The following is an 18,106-nucleotide window of genomic DNA, read 5'->3' as shown; positions in this document are numbered from 1 at the left end:
GTACGGTGTACCTGAATACGAGTACGGTGTACCCATATCACCTCCGGCGCATTACGCTGCCCCCATGGCGAAAGACGGAGCGACCACGGAGCCGACCGACGGCCCGGCGACGGCGACGACGGCAGGGACCGGAGCGGCGGCGGGGGCGGCCTCTGCGGCGACCGGCCGGGCGGCGGACGGCACGGCGACCGGCAGCGGCGACATCGCGCGCAGCCTGGAACTCCTGTGGGGCACCGGGGACCGCCCCAGCCGCGGCCCGAAGCCGGCCCTCACGCTGGACCGGATCGTCACGGCCGCCATCGCCGTCGCGGACGCGGAGGGCCTGTCCGCCGTCTCCATGCGCCGGATCTCCACGGAGCTGGGCACGGGCACGATGTCGCTCTACCGGTACGTCCCCGGGAAGGCCGAACTCCTGGACCTGATGCTCGACCGGGTGCTGGGCGAGCCGCTCTCCGCCGAGCCCGGCCCTCCGGCCGCCGACCACCCCGTACCCGGCGGACGTCCCGCACTCGGAGGCCGCCCCGTACCGGGCGACTGGCGGGGGGCGATCGACACGATGGCCCGCACCTACCTGGACAACCTGGGGCGCCACCCCTGGCTGCTGAAGATCAACCAGGCGCGTACGGTGCTCGGTCCCAGCGCCCTGCGGGGCCTGGAGTCCGCCCTCACCGCCCTGCGCTCCATGGGGCTGCGCGACCCCGAGCTGATCGGCGTGATCATCACGGTCAACAGCTTCGTGGAGGGCCTCGCCCGCACCCGGGCCGACGCGGCGGAGGCGGTGGCGCAGACGGGGCTGGGCGACGAGGAGTTCTGGGAGAACCAGCGCCCCTACCTGGAGCGGGCCATGCTCAGCGGCGCGTACCCGACGATGGCGGGGATGTCGGAGGACACGTTCAGCGCCGACTTCGACCACTTCACGTTCGGGCTCCGGCGGCTGATCGCCGGCTTCGAGGCCCTGGTCGCGGAACGCGCGGCGGAGGAGGCGGAGGAGGCGGAAACGGACGGGCCGAGGACGGAGAGGACGGAGAGGACGGCGGAGGCCACCGCGGACCGGACATGACAGCCCGCCCGGCCCGTGCCCCAATGGACCTATGGAAGCCAGCCGGGAACTCGCTCCCTTCGTGCAGCAGTACGCCGTCCTGCTGAGCACGCACCGACAGGACGGCAGATCCGTCGGCACGCCCGTGAACATCGCCGTGGAGGGCGATCACGCCTTCATCCGTACGTTCTCCTCGGCCTGGAAGGTCGAGCGGATGCGCAACCACCCCACGGTGGAGCTGACCCCCTGCACGGTCCGGGGCAGACCGACGGGCCCGGAGATCAGGGCCCGGGCCCGGCTGCTGCGGCCGGGCACGGAGGAGAACACGCACGCGGCGCGGATGCTGTCGCGGAAGTACCCGATCGTGCAGGGGGTGCTGGTGCCGCTGGTGCACCGGCTCAAGCGGGACCGGACGCTGCACTACGAGGTGTGGCCGATCACGGACGGCCACTGACCACTCCGGTGGGCCACCGCCCTGCCCGCACCCCTCGGCCCCGTCACCGCGTGCGCCTCCCCCCTTGGCCCCGTCGTCCTGCGCGCCGCGTCCGGCCGGGGCGCGCGGCCTGTGCGCCCCGCCCCGGCCCCGTCACCGCGTGCGCCTCAGCCCTGCCCCCGCCCCCGCTTCCGCCGGAGCGCGAACCAGAGCGCCCCCACGCCGATGATGATCACGGCCCCCAGCCCCACGCTGCCCTTGCCGTCGTCCTCCTGGCCGGCGCTCCCGCCCTGCCCCGGGCTCCCGTTCCCCGAGGGCTTCCCCTGCTCCTGACCGTCCCCCGTGCCCCCGCTCCCGCCCGGCTCGTCCGGCTTGCCGCCGCCCTCGACGTCGACGCGTACGACACCGCTGCGCGTCCCCTCCGAACCGAACATCAGGGCCGTGCCGTCCGCCGTGTACGTCACCGACTCCGCCTGACGCTGGAACGGCGCCGCGACCGCCCGGCTCTCCCCGAGGCGGCCGTTCTCGAAGGCGTACACCCGGGCACTGAAGTACGAACGCAGCGCCAGCGAGCGCCCGTCGGGCGAGAAGGCCCCGTCGGTCACCCACGGCACCTCGTCCACGCGCCGGAAGACGTTCATAGAGCCGGTGGTGAGCTTGCCGGGGCCCTCGTAGAGGCCGCCGCCGTTCTCGTTCTTGGAGGCGATGTAGACGCGGCCGGTCTTCGGATGGACCATCAGCGATTCGGCGTTGCGCGGCCCGTCGGCGTACTGGACGTCGTACTGGGTGGCGGTGACGGTGGTGTCCCGGAGGGTCTTCGGCTCGGGGAAGCGGTAGATCCAGACGTGGTTCCAGGTGCCGTCGAGGTTGTCCCCGATGTCACCGACGTAGATGTCCCCGTCGGGGCCGATCGAGATGCCCTCCACATCGCGCGGCTCCCCGATGCCCCGCATGGTGACGGTGGCGACGGTCCTGCCGGTGCGGGAGTCGACGGCGAAGACGTACGGGCCGTCGTCGCTGTCGTTGTGCGTCCAGTAGACGCCCGGGTGCAGGCGGCTGGCGGCGAGGCCGCTGGACTCGGTGATCCGGGGGTCCTCGATCGTGAAGTCACGGTCGGGCTCCCCGTCGGCGGCGACGGCGGGGCAGGCGGCCCCCAGGAGCAGCAGGAGGGCCGCGGCGGGAGCGGCGAGCCCCGCGACGGCCCGGCGGCTGCCCGGATACGGGCGGGCCGCCGGGCCGCCGGGACGCGGACGGGCCGCACGGAGGCCGCTCGGACAGGGACGGGCCGCCGGACGGCTGGGACGCGGAGGGGCCACCGGGCGGCTCGGATACGGACGCATGGCCCAAGTGTCCACGGTCGCGGCCTCCTCCGCCCCGGCGTCCGGCCCGGTCCACCCCACCGTGTCCATCGTCACGTCGCAGGCCACAGCCGTGATCGGCCATGATGACGCCATGCGTTTTCTCCCGGTCGGCGACTCCATGACCATCGGCGCCACCGGCGACTTCACCTGGCGCTACCGGCTGTGGCAGCACCTCGACGCGGTCTGCCCGGGCTCGTACGAGATCGTCGGGCCGCGGACGGCGCTGTACGACCCCGGGGCGGGCGCCCCGCTCTCCCACACGTACGCCGACCCGTCCTTCCCGCCCGCCGCGCGGCGGCATCTGGCGGGGTGGGGCGAGGGGTGGCTGCACATGGCCCCGGTCATCGCGGACGCGGTGCGCGGGGCGGAGGCGGACGTGCTGCTGGTCTCGCTGGGCCTGATAGACCTCGGGTTCTACACGGACGCCGAGCAGACCGCGGCCAACGCCCGCGCGTTCATCGAGGCGGCCCGCACGGCGAACCCGCGCGTCCGGATGGTCCTGCTCCCGGTGATACCCAACATCCGGGCCGAGTCCGACCCGCCCTTCGCCGCCTCCTGCGCCCGCTTCAACGACCTGCTGGCCCGGGCCGTCACCGACCTGGACACGCCCGGCTCGCCCCTCCTGCTGGCCCCCACCCCGCCGGGCTACGACATCCACACGGACACGTACGACGGCACCCACCCCGGCCCGACCGGCGAACACCTCCTGGCCGCCGCCTTCGCCGACACGCTGCACCGGGCGTGGGGCGTGGGCGGGCCGTACGCACAGCGGCAGCACGCGGAGCCGGTCTCGGCCTGAGCGGGGCCGGTCCGGGCAGGGTGGTCTCGGCTGAGCGGAGCCAGTCCGGGCCTGCGCGGACCCGGTCCGGGCGGGTCGGTCTCCGGCTGAGCAGGGCGGCCCGAGCGCGGACAGACACACCCCGGGGGCGGTCCGAGCGCGGGCAGACGCCCCCCGGGGCCACCGGCTCAGCCGAGGTTCCCCTCGGCCACGGTTCCCGCGCCCCGGTCACGGACCGCGGTGCCCCAGCCGCGCAGGTCGTTGGCGGTGATCCAGGCGGCCTGGCTCCCGGCCATCACCCCCACCCCGGCCTCGGCGCCGCCGCCCTCGCCGACCCTGGCGACATTGCCCTGGCACGACACGTTCACCGCGTTGCCGCCGATCCGGATCGCGTAGGTCCCGGCAGGTCCGCCCGTGCCCGCCCCGGTGATGCGGTTGTCGCGGACGGCCGCTTCGGAGGAGGCCACGGAGATGCCGTTGTGGGTGGCGCCGAGCACGGTGTTCTGGGCGATGAGGGCGTCGGTCGACCCGGTGTCGACGCCGATGCCGTCGCCTTCGATGTCCGACAGGTGGTTGCCGGTGATCACGGCGTGCGGGGAACGCTGCACCTGGATGCCCTGGCAGTTCCCGCCGGACGGGTGGCGGGTCGTGGCCACGGTGTTGCCGGTGATCGAGACCCCGTCCGTCTGGTTGACGTAGATGGCCGTCTCGCCGTTCACGGAGCGGATGAGATTGCCGCTGACGGAGACCGAACTGTTGCGTCCGGCGGCGGTGTTGGACACCACGATGGCCCCGCCGGACCCGGCACCGCGGATCGTGTTCCCGGTGATGGAGACGTCCTGGAGCGCGCTGCCGGAGCCCGAGCTGACATAGATGCCGTTGACCGGGGCCGACTCGATGGCGTTGTCGGTGATCACGGACCGGACCCAGTCGGTGGCGCGGACACCGTAGGCGCCGCTGCTCTCCACCCGGTTGCCCAGGACGCGGATGTTCCGGTGGACCGGCCGGTGGGCATCGCCGGACGCGACGTAATGGTCCCCGCAGAGGGCGTCGTACGGGGAGTTCAGGGCGGGCCGGGAGTTCCGCATCACGCATCCGCTGATCAGGACGTCCTCGCACGGGGTGCCGTCGAAGGCGGGGGCGGGGAGGTTGGCCGCGTCGGTGGCGCCGGTGATCTGGACGGCCTCCAGCCGGTTCGGCACGGCCGGGGTTCCGGTTCCGGCGTACACGCCGTCGAAGAGGCAGTCGGCGATCCGGGCCCGCCGCACCGCGTTGAGTTCCACCGCGTGCGCCCGGGGCACATCGAGCACGGTCACGTCCCGGAGGGTGAACCCGTCGGCGTGCGTGAACACGAAGGCGGGGCACGTCGAGGTGAAGCTGCTGCCGCGCATGTCCCACGTACCGCCGAAGACGGAGATGTCCCCCGCGCCCTGGTAGCCCGTGACGGCGGGCATACCGCTCGCGTAGTTCTTCACGAGGGCCGAGGTGTTGCCCGTACGGAACAGCCGGGCCCCATGGGCCTGCACGGTCATCCCGGGGCCGAGCAGCAGGGATTCCCCGAGCGGGTACGAGCCGGGCGGCACCAGCAGGGTCGCCCCGCCGCCGGGCACGGCCCGCGCGGCGGTGAGCGCGGCGCGGAAGGCGGCGGTGTCGTCGGCCACGCCGTCCCCGACCGCCCCGTACGCCCGTACGTCGAAGACGGGGACCACCGGCGGGGCCGGATCGGCGGCGGCCGGCCCGGCGGCCAGCACCTGCGCGGCGCCGGCCCCGCCGAGAAGCCCGCCGGTGGCCAGTATCAGGGCGCGTCTGTCCATGGTCCGAGGTCATCCTTCACGGGTCGGGCGGCCACGGGGGCCCGGGCCGCAGGGGTCCGGCGGCCGCAGGGCGGGGAAGCCGTCCCCACCGACACCGAAAGAGCCGTCGACCGGCGGACGTTCCGGTCCCGGGGCCCCTCGCATCCGCTCGGACGGCTCCGCCGTACCCACGCGGTCCGGAGTCTGCGGCGCATCCTGTCACGGCCCGTCCTCGGGCACGGGCGCGCCCGCCAGGAGGGAGTTGCCGGCCCATCCGGCCGGAAGCCGGACGGAATCCGTCCGACACGCATGCCCCACAGCCCGGGCAACGCAGGAAGCCACCCGCCCGGCACACGCTCCCCGCAGCCCGGACCGAGCAAGTGCCCCCTCACCCCACCGGCTGCGACCCCAGCATCGTCAGCGCCAGTTCCGTCAGTTCGCGCGAGACCTCCTCGGGGCGGGCCCGGCGGCTGCGGCGGGTGTGGTGGGCCATCAGTTCGTGGACCGTGCCGACCATGACCATGACGCCGACCCGGTGGTCCCGGTCCTCCGCCTCGCCCCGCTCCACCGCCCGCTCCGCCTCGCCCGTGAGGAACTCCGTCCACAGGGCCCGCCAGAGCTTGCAGTGCTCGTCGACCACCGCGCTGACACCGAGCACCTCGACGAAGGTCACCCGGGCCTCACGCGGATCACGGGTGACGGCCCCCACGTACGCGTCGAAGAGGCGCCGGACCCGCACCGCGATCGAGCACTCGTCCATCCCCTCGGCGAGCAGCTCGGCCTCCATGGCCCGCAGGCCGACGGTGGTGACCCGGTTGTGCAAGGCGACGAGCAACCCTTCACGGGTCCCGTACTCCTGCCGGAGCACCTCGGGTGTGACGCCGGCCGCCTCGCAGACGTCCGCCTCGGAGGTCTCCCGGTAGCCGACGACCCCGAACAGCTCCCGTGCGGCGTCCAGCAGTTGTTCCCTCGCCTGGGTACGGGCCTGGTCACCGGGCCCCGTCCGCTGAACCGCCCAGCCATCCGCCACCGGTCCTCCTACAGCGCAAGGTGCGGGAGAGGGCCTCGGCACCTCTGCACGAACCGCCGCCCCATTGTGCGCGCCCCAGGAGCCACGGGAGTGCCGCGCCACACCCGTACGGGGGAATGCTCGTACGCCGAAACGCTTCTTCTCGGCGCGTCCCGGAGAGGGGTCGAAACGGAGTTTGAGTGGGGCGGTGCTTGCCTCCGCGACGGTACTCGCTGCCGCGACGGTGCCCACCTCCGCGGCGGAGGCGCCGCCGCGGCTCACCCGCCCGGGACCCCCGCCCCCGCCGCCGGCTCCATCCGCCCCAGCCACACCGTCAGCAGCCGTTCCAGCTCCGCCGCCTCCTCCGGGTCCAGCGCGTCCAGCAGACCGCGCTCGTTGCGCATGTGGTCGGCGAAGGCCCGGTCGATCAGGGACCGGCCCGCCGGGGTGAGCGCGACCACCCGGCCCCGGCCGTCCACCGCCGAGCGGTGCCGGTCCACCAGACCGGCGCGCTGGAGGCGGTCGATCCGCTTGGTCATCGCCCCCGTGGTGACCATCGTGTGCGCGGCCAGCTCGCCCGGCGCCCGCTCGAAGGGCGCCCCGGCCCGGCGCAGCGCGGCCAGTACGTCGAACTCGCCCTCGGACAGGCCGTGGGCGGCGTAGACGGCGTCGAGGCGGTCGGTCAGGAGGCGCCCCAGGCGGTGCAGCCGGCCGATGACCGCCTGCGGGGACACGTCCACGTCCGGCCGCTCCCGTGCCCACTCGGCCTGGATACGGGCCACATGGTCGAGCCCAGCGCCTTCCGGAAGCGCATCCCGAAATTTACCTTCCATGGAAGGCATAATAGCTTCCATGGAAGGTAACCTGAAATGGTCGCTGGTCACGGCGGTGGCCCCCGTCGCCTGGGGCACGACGTACTACGTCACGCGCGAGTATCTGCCCGAGACCCACCCCCTGTACGGCGCCGCCTTCCGCGCGGTCCCCGCCGGGCTGCTGCTCCTGGCCCTCTGCCGGAAGCTGCCGCACGGCAGTTGGTGGTGGAAGTCCCTGGTGCTCGGCGCCCTGAACATGAGCGGCTTCTTCGCCCTCGTCTACGTGGCGGCGCAGCGCCTCCCCACCAGCCTGGCGTCGATCATCATGGCGCTCGCGCCGCTCTTCATGATGATGCTCGCCTGGCCGCTGGTCGGCGAGCGCCCCGGCCGGAAGCACCTCGCCGGGGCCATGACCGGGGTCGCGGGCGTCTGCCTGATGGTCTTCACGGCCGCCGGTTCGGTGGACGCGGTCGGCGTGCTCGCCTCCGTCGGGGCCATGGCGATGTCCTCGTACGGCTATGTCCTGGCCAAGCGGTGGAGCGGCGAGGTGGACGTCCTCGCGGCCACCAGCTGGCAGTTGCTCGGCGGCGGGCTGCTGCTCCTGCCGTGCGCGGCCCTGGTGGAGGGGGCGCCGCCCGCGCTCGACGGGCCCGCGCTGCTCGGCTTCGGCTACCTGGCCGTCGTGGCGACGGCCATCGCGTTCGCCGCCTGGTTCCTGGGGCTGAAGCACCTGCCGGCCGGCACGGTCGGCCTGCTGGGACTGCTCAACCCCGTGACGGGGGTGCTGCTGGGGCTGCTGCTCGCCGGTGAGACCCTCTCGGGGCGGCAGGTCGTCGGCCTCGTGCTCACACTGTGCGGGGTGGTGCTCGGCCAGCGGGCGGCCCGGACACCGGCACCGCCGCCGGAGGCCCCGGAACCCTCCGAGCCGCCCACCCCCTCCGCCGCCCCGGCCGAGCGCCCCTCCCGCACCGACCCATCACCGTGAACCGAACAGGCCCGGCCCGGCACGGCACGGCACGGTGAACCGACCAGGCCCGGCACGGCACGGCACGGCATGGTGAACCGACCCTGCCCATCACCGGGAATCGGCCCGCCCCCTCACCTTGAACCGATCCGGCCCATCACCGTGAACCGCCCCGGCATGCCACGGTGAACCCCCTCAACTCCCCGCCACACATCAGCCCTTCACCGTGAACTCCGCCCGCAGCAGCGCCTCGTCCCGCGACGACGGACCCACCAGCAGCTCGAACCGCCCCGGCTCCACCACGCGATGCCCCCGCGCATCCACCAACGTACAAACGGATACGGGCAGTTCGATCGACACCTGCCGGGACTCCCCCGGTTCCAGAGCCACTTGTTCGTACTGCTTCAGCTCCTTCTCCGCCCAGGTCACCGACGTCACCGTGTCGCTCACATACACCTGGAGCGTCTCCAGCGCGGGCCGGGAACCGGTGTTGGTGAGCGTCACCCGGGCCCGTACGGTCCCGTCCGGCTCGACGACGCCCGTCAGCAGCTCCAGTCCGGTGTAGGTGACCGTCGTGTAGCTCAGCCCCTCCCCGAACGCGAACGCCGGGCTCTGCGTGAGGTCCGCGTACCGCGCGCCGTGCTGGCCGCGTACCTGGTTGTAGTAGGTCGGCTGCTGCCCCGCGTGCCGGGCGAAGGAGAGCGGGAGCCGGCCGGTCGGCTCGATCAGGCCGAGCAGCAGCTCCGCGACCGCCGTGCCGCCGAGCATCCCCGGGTTGGCCGCGTAGACGATCGCGGCCGCGCCGAGGGCGGAGGGCGGCAGGACCAGCGGCTTGGAGCTGATGACCACGACGACCAGCGGCTTGCCCGTCGCCGCCAGCGCGTCCAGCAACGCCACCTGGTCACCCACGAGTTCGAGGGTCGCCGTGGACTTGCCCTCGCCGATCAGCTCGATCCGGTCGCCGACGACGGCGACCACGTGGTCGGCCCCCTCGGCGGCGGCCACCGCCTCCGCGATCAGCACCGGATCGGGGGCGGCCGGGACGACGACCTCGGGACGCGGCTGCCCGTCGGGGAAGAACGCCCCCTCCGGGTCCGGCCCGACGTCGAGGATGCGGGCGCCGGGCGCGTACGAGACGGTCCAGTCGGCGGGCACCTTCTCCCGGAAGCCGTCGAGGACCGTGCGGATCATGGCGCGCGGCTGCCCGTCCGGGAGCCAGTCCGCCTGCCCTGAGGAACCCGCCCAGTCGCCCAACTGGGTCTGCGCGTCATCGGCGTTGGGGCCGACGACAGCGACCGTACGGGGACCGGGGCCCATGGCGCGGCCCTCGGCACCGCCGCCCTCCAGCCCGCCCGCGAACGGCAGCGTGCCGTCGTTGGTCAGCAGCACCAGGGAGCGGCGGGCCGCCTCCAGGTTGAGGGCGGCGTGCGCGGAGCCGCCGATGTACGCGGCCTGCCGGGCGGGGTCGGGATGGCGGGGGTTCTCGAAGAGGCCGAGTTCGAACTTGAGCGTCAGGATGCGGCGTACGGCGGCGTCGATCTCCGCCTCCGTGAGCATGCCCTCCGCCACCGCCTCCTGGGCTCCCTCGAAGAACTTCGCCGTCGTCATCACCATGTCGTTGCCCGCGCGGACGGCGGCCGCCGATGCCTGCGCGTAGTCGGCGTAGATCTTCTGCTCCCAGACCATGCGGCCGACGTTGTCCCAGTCGGTGACCAGCGTGCCGGTGTACCCCCACTCGCCGCGCAGCACCTCGCCCAGCAGCCACTCGTTGACGGTGATCGGCACGCCGTCCATGGACTGGTAGCCGAGCATGAAGGTCCGGCACCCCTCCGCGGCGACCCGCTCGAACGGCGGCAGGAACCAGGAGCGCAGCTTGCGCCGCGAGATGTCGGCCTCGCTGGCGTCCCGGCCGCCCTGGGTCTCGGAGTACCCGGCGAAGTGCTTGGCGCAGGCGAGGATGGCGGTCGGGTCGTCGAGCCCGTCGCCCTGGTAGCCGCGCACCATCGCGGAGGCCAACTCGCCGATCAGGTGAGGGTCTTCGCCGAAGGTCTCGCTCACCCGGCCCCAGCGCAGATCCCGGGTGATGCAGAGGACCGGCGAGAACGTCCAGTGCACCCCGGTCGCCGCGACCTCCACCGCCGTCGCCCGCGCGATCCGCTCGACCAGCCCGGCGTCCCAGGTGGCCGCCATGCCGAGCTGCGTCGGGTAGATCGTGGCCCCCTCCCAGAAGGAGTGGCCGTGGATGCAGTCCTCCGCGACGAGCAGCGGGATGCGCAACCGGGTCTCGGCGGTGAGCGCGGCGGCCTCCAGCACCCGTTCCGGCGAGGCGTGCAGGATCGACCCCGCGTGCAGGTCCTCCACGAGGTGCCGCACGCCCTCCTTGGCGTTGAGCTGGAGCATCTGGCCGACCTTCTCGGGCAGCGTCATACGGCCCAGGAGATCGGTGACCCGGTCCGCGACGGGGAGCGCGGGGTCGAGGTACGACGGCTGCAGGCCCACGGGAGTTCCTTTCACGACGGCACTCCGCAGTACCGTACGCTCAATACCGACCGCTTGGTAAGTATTGAAGTGGTACGTATTCGGCCCTGTGAGAATCTGGGCCGGAGCGCGGGGTGCGGCCCCGGCCGGAATCCGGGGGCGGAACGAGAGAGGCGTCCGATGACAGCAGCAGCGGGTGCATGCGCGACGGCGGCGGGGGGCGGCGATCCGGTGGCGGCGGCCGCAGGCGCACCCATGACGCCGACGGCAGCGGGCGAACGCGCGGCGACGACGGCGACGACGGCTGCGACGGACACCCGCACGGCGGCGACGGCAGCGAGCGAACACACGACGCCTGGTGCGGGCAAGCACATGGCGACGGCGGCGGGCAAGCGCACGACGCCTGCTGCGGGCAAGCGCACGGCGACGGCTGCGGGTGAGCGCACGGCGACGGCTGCGGGTGAGCGCGCGTGACCGCGGGGGCGCGGGGCGGCTATGCCAAGGGCCGGGCCAAGCGGACCGAGATCCTCGACCAGGCGATGGCCCTGTTCGGCGAGGCCGGATACCGGGGCGCCTCGCTCCGCGTCATCGCCACCCGCTGCGGCATCTCCCACCCGGGCCTCCTGCACCACTTCCCGACCAAGGAGGCCCTGCTGCTCGCGGTGCTCCAGCGCCGCGACGACGTGGACGACGAGTGGCTGGCACTCGGCGTCACCCGGGGCATCGACCATCTGCGCCGGCTGGTGGACCTCGCGGAGCTGAACGCCAAGCGGCGCGGGATCGTCGAGCTGTTCTCGGTGGTCGCGGCGGAGGCCACATCCCCCGACCACCCCGCCCACGCGTACTTCGAGGCCCGCTACCGTACGTCGGTCGCCAACACCGAACGCGCCTACGCCCAGGCCCGGGAAGCGGGCGAACTGCGCGACGGCGTCGAACCGGCCGCCTCCGCCCAGCAGTTCATCGCGCTGATGGACGGCCTCCAGATCCAGTGGCTGTTCAGCGACTGCACGACGGACATGGCGGGGGTGCTCCGGGCCTATGTGCAGGCGCAGTTGACCGTACGGTTCTGACCGTACGGCGATCTGTACGGCGAACCGTGCGGCGATCCGTACGGACCGGACCCGGCCCGCCCCTCCCTCCCGCCTGCTCCCGACGCCACTCGACGGGGCCGTAGGGCGTGCGGACGGGGAGGGAAGGGCGTCGGCCCGATTCGGGCTAGGGCTCGTCGCGAGGCCCGGCCCCAAGCCCCGGGCCGGACTCGGGCGCGGCCCCCGGCCCGAACCCAAACTCTGGCCCGGCCCCAGGCGCAGGCCCCGCCCCGGGCGCGGACTCAGGCCCGGACCCAGGCACCGCCCCGGACCCAGGCGAGGGCCCCGGCCCGGACCCAAGCCCCGGCCCGGACCCAGGCCAGGCCCCAGACCCAACCCCGGGCGCCGCCCCAACCCCGGGCGCCGCCCCGGACCCGGCGGAACGCCCCTCCCCCGGGCTGACCCGCGCCACCCCGCGCCGGTCCGCGATGCGGGCCATCACCAGGCAGTACAGAGGCGCGAAGACGAACTCGACGACCATCGCCTGCCAGGGAGCGTCGGCGGCCGTCTCGGTGGAGGCGAGTTCACCGAAGCCGGCGGCGAGGCCGAAGGCGAGGAGGTTGTTGGCGGCGTGCATGGTGATGACGGCTTCGAGGCCACCGGTCCGGATGACCAGCCACCCCCACCACAGGGCCGAGTAGAAGAGCAGGACGAACCCGGACAGCTCACCGAACCCGTGGGCCAGGGCGAACAGCAGCGAGGCGATGACGACGGCGGGCCAGGGCGACCGCACGGCCCGCCCGATCACCTGGACGAGCCAGCCCCGGAAGACGTACTCCTCGGCCGCCGCCTGGAACGGCACCAGCGCCCCGAGCACGGCCAGGCTCACCAGGAACGCGGTCCAGCCGGGGAAGCCGTCCCCGGCCGGTTCGGCGGACTCCTCGCCCCAGGTCCAGGCGATCATGATGCCGAACTGGACGATGATCATCGGCACGGCGACGGCGGCGCACAGCCCGAGCCACTTCCACCGCAACCGCCCGAGGACCGAGGAGACGGTCCCGGCGGGCCGTCGGCCCAGATACCGGGCGCCCCACAGGACCACGGGGATCCCGATGGCGATGCCGACGAGCTGGAAGGCCATGTCGGTGACGGGGTCCTCGAAGAACATCTCGCTGCCGGGGGCGTCGGGCCCCGCGTCCAGCACCGCCGCGAGGACGGCGGCGAAGCCGGTGACGACCACGATGCCGACGAAGAGCAGGAGCACGACGAGCGACAGCTCACCGAGCCACCCGAACCGCCCGCCCTGCCCGTTGCGCCCCTGCTGGTCGTAGCGCGACCCGGCCTCGGCAGGTACGGGCCCGGCCGGCGGCACAGCGCCGGGCGGCCCCTGCCACCCCTGCGGCCAACCGCCCCCGGGCTGCTGCGGCCACCCCTGCTGCCGGGCGGGCCCTGCGGGCGGCTGCTGCCAGGCGGCCCCGGTACTCCCCGTGGGCCCGGCGGCCGACGGCGAGGGCCACGACGAGGGCGAGGACGCGGACGAGGGCTCGGGCGGGTCCCAGGGCGAAGGAGGTATGTCAGGTCTCACACCAGGGATCTTGCTTGCGCCGGATGCCCGAGGTCAATGCGGCACAGCCGCACCCGCCCTCGTACCCACCCCCGTACCGGCATCTCCCCACGAACCGGCGCCCCGGTCCTCACCTCCGCCAGAACAGGTGGTGCGTCACCCCGCTCGGGCTGGGCACGACCTCCAGGTGGAACCGGTCGAGCAGGTCGTCGGGCGAGTCCCAGAGCCGCAGCCCGGAGCCGAAGGTCAAGGGCGCGACCACCACATGCAGCGTGTCGACGAGGTCGGCGTCCAGGAACTCCCGGACGGTGGTGACCCCGCCGCCGAGCCGCACGTCCTTGCCCCGGGCCGCCTCCCGGGCCTGCGCGAGCACCTCGGCCGGTTCGCCGCCGACGAAGTGGAACGTGGTGTCGGAGAGCGTGAAGGAGGGACGCTCGTGGTGGGTCATGACGAACACCGGCGTACGGAACGGAGGCTCGTCGCCCCACCACCCGCGCCACCCGTCCTCGGGCCAGGGCCCGCGCTGGGGCCCGAACTTGTTGCGGCCCATGATCTCGGCCCCGATGTTGCGGGCGTAGTCCCGCGTGAAGTAGTCGTCCAGCCCCCGGCTCCCGCCGGGATCGGTCCGCATAGGCCAGCTCGCCGTCGCCCCGGCCCAGGTGAACAGCTCCCCCGGCTCGACGTCCCCGAAGGGCCGCTCCAGGGTCTGGTTCTCCCCGGCCGCGATCCCGTCGCTGGAGATGCAGAAATTCTGGACCCGCAAGAGCTGAGCCATGGGTGTGTTCCTCCCGGATCTGTCGACGACACAGTCAGGACGTTCCGTACGGGGAAAAATCATCGCGCGCCCGGCACCGGGACCGCTCGTCCGGCTCGCGGAGTTCACCCGGGAACCTGCCGTCACAGCTCCCGTGCCGTCCGCCCGTGACCGACAAGGAGTCCCGGCCCCCGGGGCACCCCGCGCTCTCCCGGGCCCCTACAGCCCGGCCGAAATTCTCTGCGCGGATCCACGCGGCTTGCGATCATGCGGCCACGGGATCACGCAGGATGCGCGCCGGCCGGGGCGCGTCCGGGGCAGAGAGCGAGTGACGAGAGATGCGGATACAGGTCCGTCCGTTCGAGGCGCGGGACCTCGACCCGGTGGTCGGTCTCTCGCTCCGCGCCTGGGCACCCGTCTACGCGAGCTTCGCCGAAGTGATGGGGCCGGAGGTCTTCGGCCGCCAGTACCCGGACTGGCGTACGTCCCAGCGGAGCGAGGTGGAGGCGGCCTGCACGGAGGGCAAGGCGCACGTCTGGGTCGCCGAGGACGGGGGGAAGGTTGTCGGCTTCGTCGCCGTGGTGCTGGAACCGGACGGCACCGCGGGTGCGGTGGAGTTGCTGGCGGTCGACCCCGACTGCCAGGGCCGGGCCGTCGGTACGACGCTGACGGAGTTCGCCACCACCTGGATGAAGGAGGCCGGGGTGACCCTGGCCTCGATCTGGACCGGCGGCGACCCGGGCCACGCGCCCGCCCGGAGGACGTACGAGAAGGCCGGATACACGGCGTTGCCCCTGGTCCGCTACTACAAGGCTCTGTAAGCGGAACCGTCACCATCACAGGGAGCCACTGACGTGACACCAGAGACCCTCCTCACCGACGCCCGCCGGGACGGCATCGAGAAGTACGTCGTCGGCGCGCTGGTCACCGACGCGGAGGGCCGGGTCCTGCTGCTCAGGCGGCGGGCCGACGACTTCCTCGGCGGGCTGTGGGAGCTGCCCAGTGGCGGAGTGGAGCCCGGCGAGCGGCTGGAGGACACCCTGATCCGGGAGGTCCTTGAGGAGACCGGGCTCACCGTCACGGGCGTCACCGGGCATGCGGGCAGCTTCGACTACGCCTCCGGAAGCGGCCGCAGGACCAGGCAGTTCACCTTCACCGTCACCGTGGCGGCCACCTCCCCGGTCACCCTCACCGAGCACGACGGCTTCACCTGGGCCGACCGGGACAAGGGGCTGCCTGCCGTGAGCGATGAGACGCGCGCTCTGCTGGCGGGGCAGGGGTAGCCGCAAGGTTCTCGGCCCGGCCTCGGTCCGGCCTCGGTCCAGCCGGACCAGGAGGTCAGGACGAGGGCGTGGGGCCCGGCACCGGGGATTCGGCGGACCAGAAGTCGGAGTGGACGTTGGGGAGGGGTTTCTCGCCCTCGTACATACGGCCGTTGGCCGCCTTCGCGGGCTCGGCCACCTCTGACTTGTCCACGCAGGGGCTGGTCACCTCGAAGAACGCCTGTCCCTTGTAGCCGATGAGGACGCTGATACCGAAACCGTCCGGCGACGTGGCGATGATCTCAGGCATCTCCTTGCTCGGATTCACCATGCCGATCCGGTAGTCCTTCGCCTTCCAGAAGCGCTCGATCACCCCCAGGAAGCTACCGCGACGCTGCTCGGAGACGACCGTCATCACGGTCCAGTAGCGCGTCACGTCACAACTACCGGTCGTCGTGGCATCGTGGACCCACTCGATCTCCGGCTTGATCGCTCCCACCGTCGCGTAGAACATCCCGTCGGCGCGCTCCGCCGCTCCCTGCATGTCCATACCGGCCAATGCCCCTCCTCTGCCCTTGGCCCCACCCGACGACCCGCACCCGGCGAGCAGCGCTCCCGCCAAGGCCATCGCACAGGCCAGGCGCAGGGTCCGTGTGATGCGCCTCATCGATGGTTCTCCCTCACGATCTCCTCAGGACGTCCGACGACGACCCTGGCGATGTTGGCCGCCGACTCCCGATCCTTCACCGGATCGAAGTACTGGGAGTGGGCCGAGAACAGTCCTGCCTCCAGAACCATCCGGGGTCCGTCGTCGACCTCGAAGCGCTGCGCTCCGAAGGCCTCGCTCGCCGGATCCTTACCGAAGTACAGATCGTCGTTGCCGACATCGAAGAGATCACGCCCTGCCCTGACCCCCGCCGGACCTCCGAGCGCCCAGCCGAGCGCCGCCTCGCCCTTCGAGGGGAGATGGGTGACCGGGTCGTTGTCGGCCGCACCGACGAACACATGGTCCTTGCCCACGCCGAGTTCCGTCGCCTTCTGCGCGTCCACGCCGGGGCTGCCCAGCAGGATCACATCGTCGACGCCCGGAATTCCGCCGGACTGCTTGGCGGCCGTACCCACGGTGAGTGAGCCGTAGGAGTGCCCGATCGCCGTCATGTGCGGGTCCGCGTTCTCGTTCGTCACCGAGATGCCGGCCATGAACTCGTTGTAGGCCGGAGCACCCCGTTGCGCATCGCCTTTCGACATCACGTCCAGGTTCTGCGGGGCGTCGTAGCCCAGCCAGACGATCGAGGCCGTGGACCGGTCCATACGCCGGGTCCCGATGGCCGTGTCCTCGGCCCGCTTCATCGTGTCGTCGACGAAGTCGCCGTCGAGCTTGGTGCCAAGACCCGGGACGTACGCCGCGACATGCCGGGACGTGTCCGGATTGCCGTACGAGACGATCGCGCGGCCGTTCCCCTCGTCCCCGATGCCCAGGAGGAACATGGGCGGGTTGCCCGACTCGTTCAGCTTGCCCTGGATCATGCGCAGGGCATCGAGCTTGGTCTTGACGTCGTCGCCGCTCCGGCGCTCCAACTCGTCGATGAGAACCGGGAGATAGGTGCGGTTGGCCTGGTCGCGTGCGACCGCCGGGATGCCGTCCAGGCCGCCGACGAGGTCCGGAGCGACCTTCAGGTACTCCTGCCGCTGCTCGTCGGTGAGACCGTCCCACCACTTCCTGCGCTCGGCTGGGCTCTTGTCCTGCGGGATGGCCTGGGCGAGGTGCTTGCCGGCGGTGGAGCGGACGTCGGCCGTGTCCCGGGCCACGTCCCTCAACGTGGCCGCCGTGACGTCAAGGCCCTTCTCCGCCCTGAGGCCGTTGAGGGTCCTCGTGTACCGGGCGTCGATCTCCCGCGCGGACCGTACGGCCAGGGCGATACGGTCGGCCACGTCCTGCGCCTTCGCCGCGTTCGGGTTCACCGGGCGGAAGCCGGGGTGTGCGGCGTGCGGCGACAACCGGTCCGGCGCGCCGAAGGCGGGCGGTTCCAGCGGAAGGCGGGAGCTGCCCCGGGCCGTGCCGCCCGGGGCTTCCTGCTTCGCCCCGGTCAGATCCTCCACCTGGGCGGCCGGGTAGCTGACGGAACCGTCCTCGTGGACCGTGAAGTTCAGGGCGACGGCGTCCGCGAGGGCTCGTTTCACCTGGCCCTGGGGAGCCGCGAGGTCGCCGGCCAGTCCGTTGAGTGCTGTACGGACGAGTCCGCATTCGGTCTGGAGGTACTGGAAGTTGCGGCTGAGCCGGCGGAGCCGGTGGACGGCGGCCGTCGCCGCGTCGCTCTCCTGGGTCTCCGTGATCTTCGCGGTCATCGCGCGGCCGACCCGTCCGCCGTCGGACGCCGAACGGCCCGAGACCTCGTGCCATGCGTCGCCCGCCTCCGTCAGTTCGGAGGTCCTGATGTCACGCAGCTGCTGCCAGGTGAGGGTTCCGGTCATCGCTTCATCGCTTCATCGCTTCTCGTCCGCGTGGGCGGGGACACGGACACCCCGGAAGGACTTCTCGACCGCCGCCTCCGTCTCCCCCATCTCCTTGGCGACCGCCAGCAGGGCCCCTTCGAGGTGCTCGCACTCGTCCCGTACCGACTGGAGGCGGTCCTCCCAGGACGTCAGCACCTGCTTGAGGGCGGCGACGGAGCTGAGCCCGGCGGCTCCCGCGTCGACGCCCTCGTGGCCGCGGCGGAGGGCCGACCGGCTCGTCTCCGTCCTGGTGCGCGCAGGTCGGCGGCGGTGCCCGAGGCACCGGTCCAAGGGCCCTTGCTGTGCTTGAGGGTTCCGGTTCCGGCCGCCCCGGGGGC

At 72.8% G+C, this 18,106-nt stretch carries 18 protein-coding genes; 8 read left to right on the top strand and 10 right to left on the bottom strand.

Translation table 11 applies throughout. The features are described from left to right. The first annotated feature begins 64 nt into the window (after window positions 1-64). Window positions 65-1,060 (top strand): TetR/AcrR family transcriptional regulator, encoded by a 996-nt coding sequence (locus ACQ9ZG_RS19490; RefSeq protein ID WP_499280949.1) that lies wholly within the window; start codon window positions 65-67, stop codon window positions 1,058-1,060. A gap of 31 nt (window positions 1,061-1,091) precedes the next feature. Beyond that, window positions 1,092-1,493: a PPOX class F420-dependent oxidoreductase gene (locus ACQ9ZG_RS19485; RefSeq protein WP_018490561.1), complete on the top strand. Its 402-nt coding sequence runs from the start codon at window positions 1,092-1,094 to the stop codon at window positions 1,491-1,493. 146 nt (window positions 1,494-1,639) lie between these two features. On the opposite strand, the gene ACQ9ZG_RS19480 is transcribed toward ACQ9ZG_RS19485, so the two are convergent. Continuing rightward, complete coding sequence (locus tag ACQ9ZG_RS19480) at window positions 1,640-2,926, bottom strand: esterase-like activity of phytase family protein (RefSeq protein WP_187330541.1); 1,287 nt, start codon at window positions 2,924-2,926, stop codon at window positions 1,640-1,642. Between ACQ9ZG_RS19480 and ACQ9ZG_RS19475 the strand changes: the two genes are divergently transcribed. Then, on the top strand, window positions 2,925-3,632 hold the full coding sequence (locus ACQ9ZG_RS19475) for a GDSL-type esterase/lipase family protein (protein WP_028416890.1): 708 nt from the start codon (window positions 2,925-2,927) through the stop codon (window positions 3,630-3,632). The genes ACQ9ZG_RS19480 and ACQ9ZG_RS19475 overlap by 2 nt on opposite strands. Before the next feature lie 167 nt (window positions 3,633-3,799). On the opposite strand, the gene ACQ9ZG_RS19470 is transcribed toward ACQ9ZG_RS19475, so the two are convergent. From ACQ9ZG_RS19470 to ACQ9ZG_RS19460, 3 genes are all read right to left on the bottom strand, one after another. Beyond that, window positions 3,800-5,425, bottom strand: a complete 1,626-nt coding sequence (locus ACQ9ZG_RS19470) for a right-handed parallel beta-helix repeat-containing protein (protein ID WP_499280947.1) — start codon at window positions 5,423-5,425, stop codon at window positions 3,800-3,802. A gap of 367 nt (window positions 5,426-5,792) precedes the next feature. After that, window positions 5,793-6,434, bottom strand: a complete 642-nt coding sequence (locus ACQ9ZG_RS19465) for a TetR/AcrR family transcriptional regulator (RefSeq protein ID WP_028416892.1) — start codon at window positions 6,432-6,434, stop codon at window positions 5,793-5,795. A gap of 257 nt (window positions 6,435-6,691) precedes the next feature. Then, entirely contained in the window at window positions 6,692-7,246 is a 555-nt protein-coding gene (locus tag ACQ9ZG_RS19460) for a MarR family winged helix-turn-helix transcriptional regulator (protein ID WP_499280945.1), read from the bottom strand. 19 nt (window positions 7,247-7,265) lie between these two features. Between ACQ9ZG_RS19460 and ACQ9ZG_RS19455 the strand changes: the two genes are divergently transcribed. Then, on the top strand, window positions 7,266-8,210 hold the full coding sequence (locus tag ACQ9ZG_RS19455) for a DMT family transporter (RefSeq protein ID WP_181398165.1): 945 nt from the start codon (window positions 7,266-7,268) through the stop codon (window positions 8,208-8,210). 192 nt (window positions 8,211-8,402) lie between these two features. Here ACQ9ZG_RS19455 and ACQ9ZG_RS19450 read toward each other — a convergent pair whose 3' ends face one another. Continuing rightward, on the bottom strand, window positions 8,403-10,688 hold the full coding sequence (locus tag ACQ9ZG_RS19450; RefSeq protein ID WP_109914925.1) for an exo-beta-d-1,3/1,6-glucosidase: 2,286 nt from the start codon (window positions 10,686-10,688) through the stop codon (window positions 8,403-8,405). Window positions 10,689-10,922: 234 nt separating this feature from the next. On the opposite strand from ACQ9ZG_RS19450, the gene ACQ9ZG_RS19445 reads away from it, so the two are divergent. Both ACQ9ZG_RS19445 and ACQ9ZG_RS19440 read left to right on the top strand, forming a co-directional pair. Beyond that, window positions 10,923-11,141, top strand: a complete 219-nt coding sequence (locus ACQ9ZG_RS19445) for a hypothetical protein (RefSeq protein WP_499280942.1) — start codon at window positions 10,923-10,925, stop codon at window positions 11,139-11,141. Then, the gene (locus ACQ9ZG_RS19440) at window positions 11,138-11,737 is read left to right on the top strand and encodes a TetR/AcrR family transcriptional regulator (RefSeq protein WP_109914797.1); all 600 of its coding nucleotides are present in this window, start codon (window positions 11,138-11,140) and stop codon (window positions 11,735-11,737) included. The genes ACQ9ZG_RS19445 and ACQ9ZG_RS19440 overlap by 4 nt, the downstream gene beginning before the upstream one ends. 145 nt (window positions 11,738-11,882) lie before the next feature. On the opposite strand, the gene ACQ9ZG_RS19435 is transcribed toward ACQ9ZG_RS19440, so the two are convergent. Further along, window positions 11,883-13,280, bottom strand: coding sequence for a CPBP family intramembrane glutamic endopeptidase (locus tag ACQ9ZG_RS19435; protein ID WP_499280941.1), 1,398 nt, complete (start codon window positions 13,278-13,280; stop codon window positions 11,883-11,885). Window positions 13,281-13,389: 109 nt separating this feature from the next. Beyond that, a complete protein-coding gene (locus ACQ9ZG_RS19430) occupies window positions 13,390-14,034 on the bottom strand; it encodes a dihydrofolate reductase family protein (protein ID WP_028416897.1) in 645 nt (214 codons plus the stop codon). A 317-nt stretch (window positions 14,035-14,351) separates the two neighbouring features. Between ACQ9ZG_RS19430 and ACQ9ZG_RS19425 the strand changes: the two genes are divergently transcribed. Together ACQ9ZG_RS19425 and ACQ9ZG_RS19420 are read left to right on the top strand one after the other, a co-directional pair. Beyond that, window positions 14,352-14,834 carry a GNAT family N-acetyltransferase gene (locus ACQ9ZG_RS19425; protein WP_109916012.1) on the top strand — a complete coding sequence of 161 codons (483 nt, stop codon included), beginning with the start codon at window positions 14,352-14,354 and terminating at the stop codon, window positions 14,832-14,834. 33 nt (window positions 14,835-14,867) lie between these two features. Next, window positions 14,868-15,296 (top strand): NUDIX hydrolase, encoded by a 429-nt coding sequence (locus ACQ9ZG_RS19420; RefSeq protein WP_109916014.1) that lies wholly within the window; start codon window positions 14,868-14,870, stop codon window positions 15,294-15,296. Between the two features lie 55 nt (window positions 15,297-15,351). Here the strand turns inward: ACQ9ZG_RS19420 and ACQ9ZG_RS19415 are convergent, their stop codons facing one another. The 3 genes from ACQ9ZG_RS19415 to ACQ9ZG_RS19405 form a co-directional block, all read right to left on the bottom strand. Next, window positions 15,352-15,825 (bottom strand): hypothetical protein, encoded by a 474-nt coding sequence (locus ACQ9ZG_RS19415; RefSeq protein ID WP_078562549.1) that lies wholly within the window; start codon window positions 15,823-15,825, stop codon window positions 15,352-15,354. A 113-nt stretch (window positions 15,826-15,938) separates the two neighbouring features. Further along, the gene (locus ACQ9ZG_RS19410; RefSeq protein WP_109916016.1) at window positions 15,939-17,747 is read right to left on the bottom strand and encodes an alpha/beta hydrolase; all 1,809 of its coding nucleotides are present in this window, start codon (window positions 17,745-17,747) and stop codon (window positions 15,939-15,941) included. A gap of 12 nt (window positions 17,748-17,759) precedes the next feature. Next, a complete protein-coding gene (locus ACQ9ZG_RS19405; protein WP_258312215.1) occupies window positions 17,760-18,059 on the bottom strand; it encodes a hypothetical protein in 300 nt (99 codons plus the stop codon). Window positions 18,060-18,106: the final 47 nt, after the last annotated feature.

The organism is Streptomyces araujoniae, from assembly GCF_050871195.1.
In the GTDB taxonomy this organism is placed as follows: domain Bacteria; phylum Actinomycetota; class Actinomycetes; order Streptomycetales; family Streptomycetaceae; genus Streptomyces; species Streptomyces bacillaris.
This window is presented reverse-complemented; position numbering and strand designations above follow the sequence as displayed.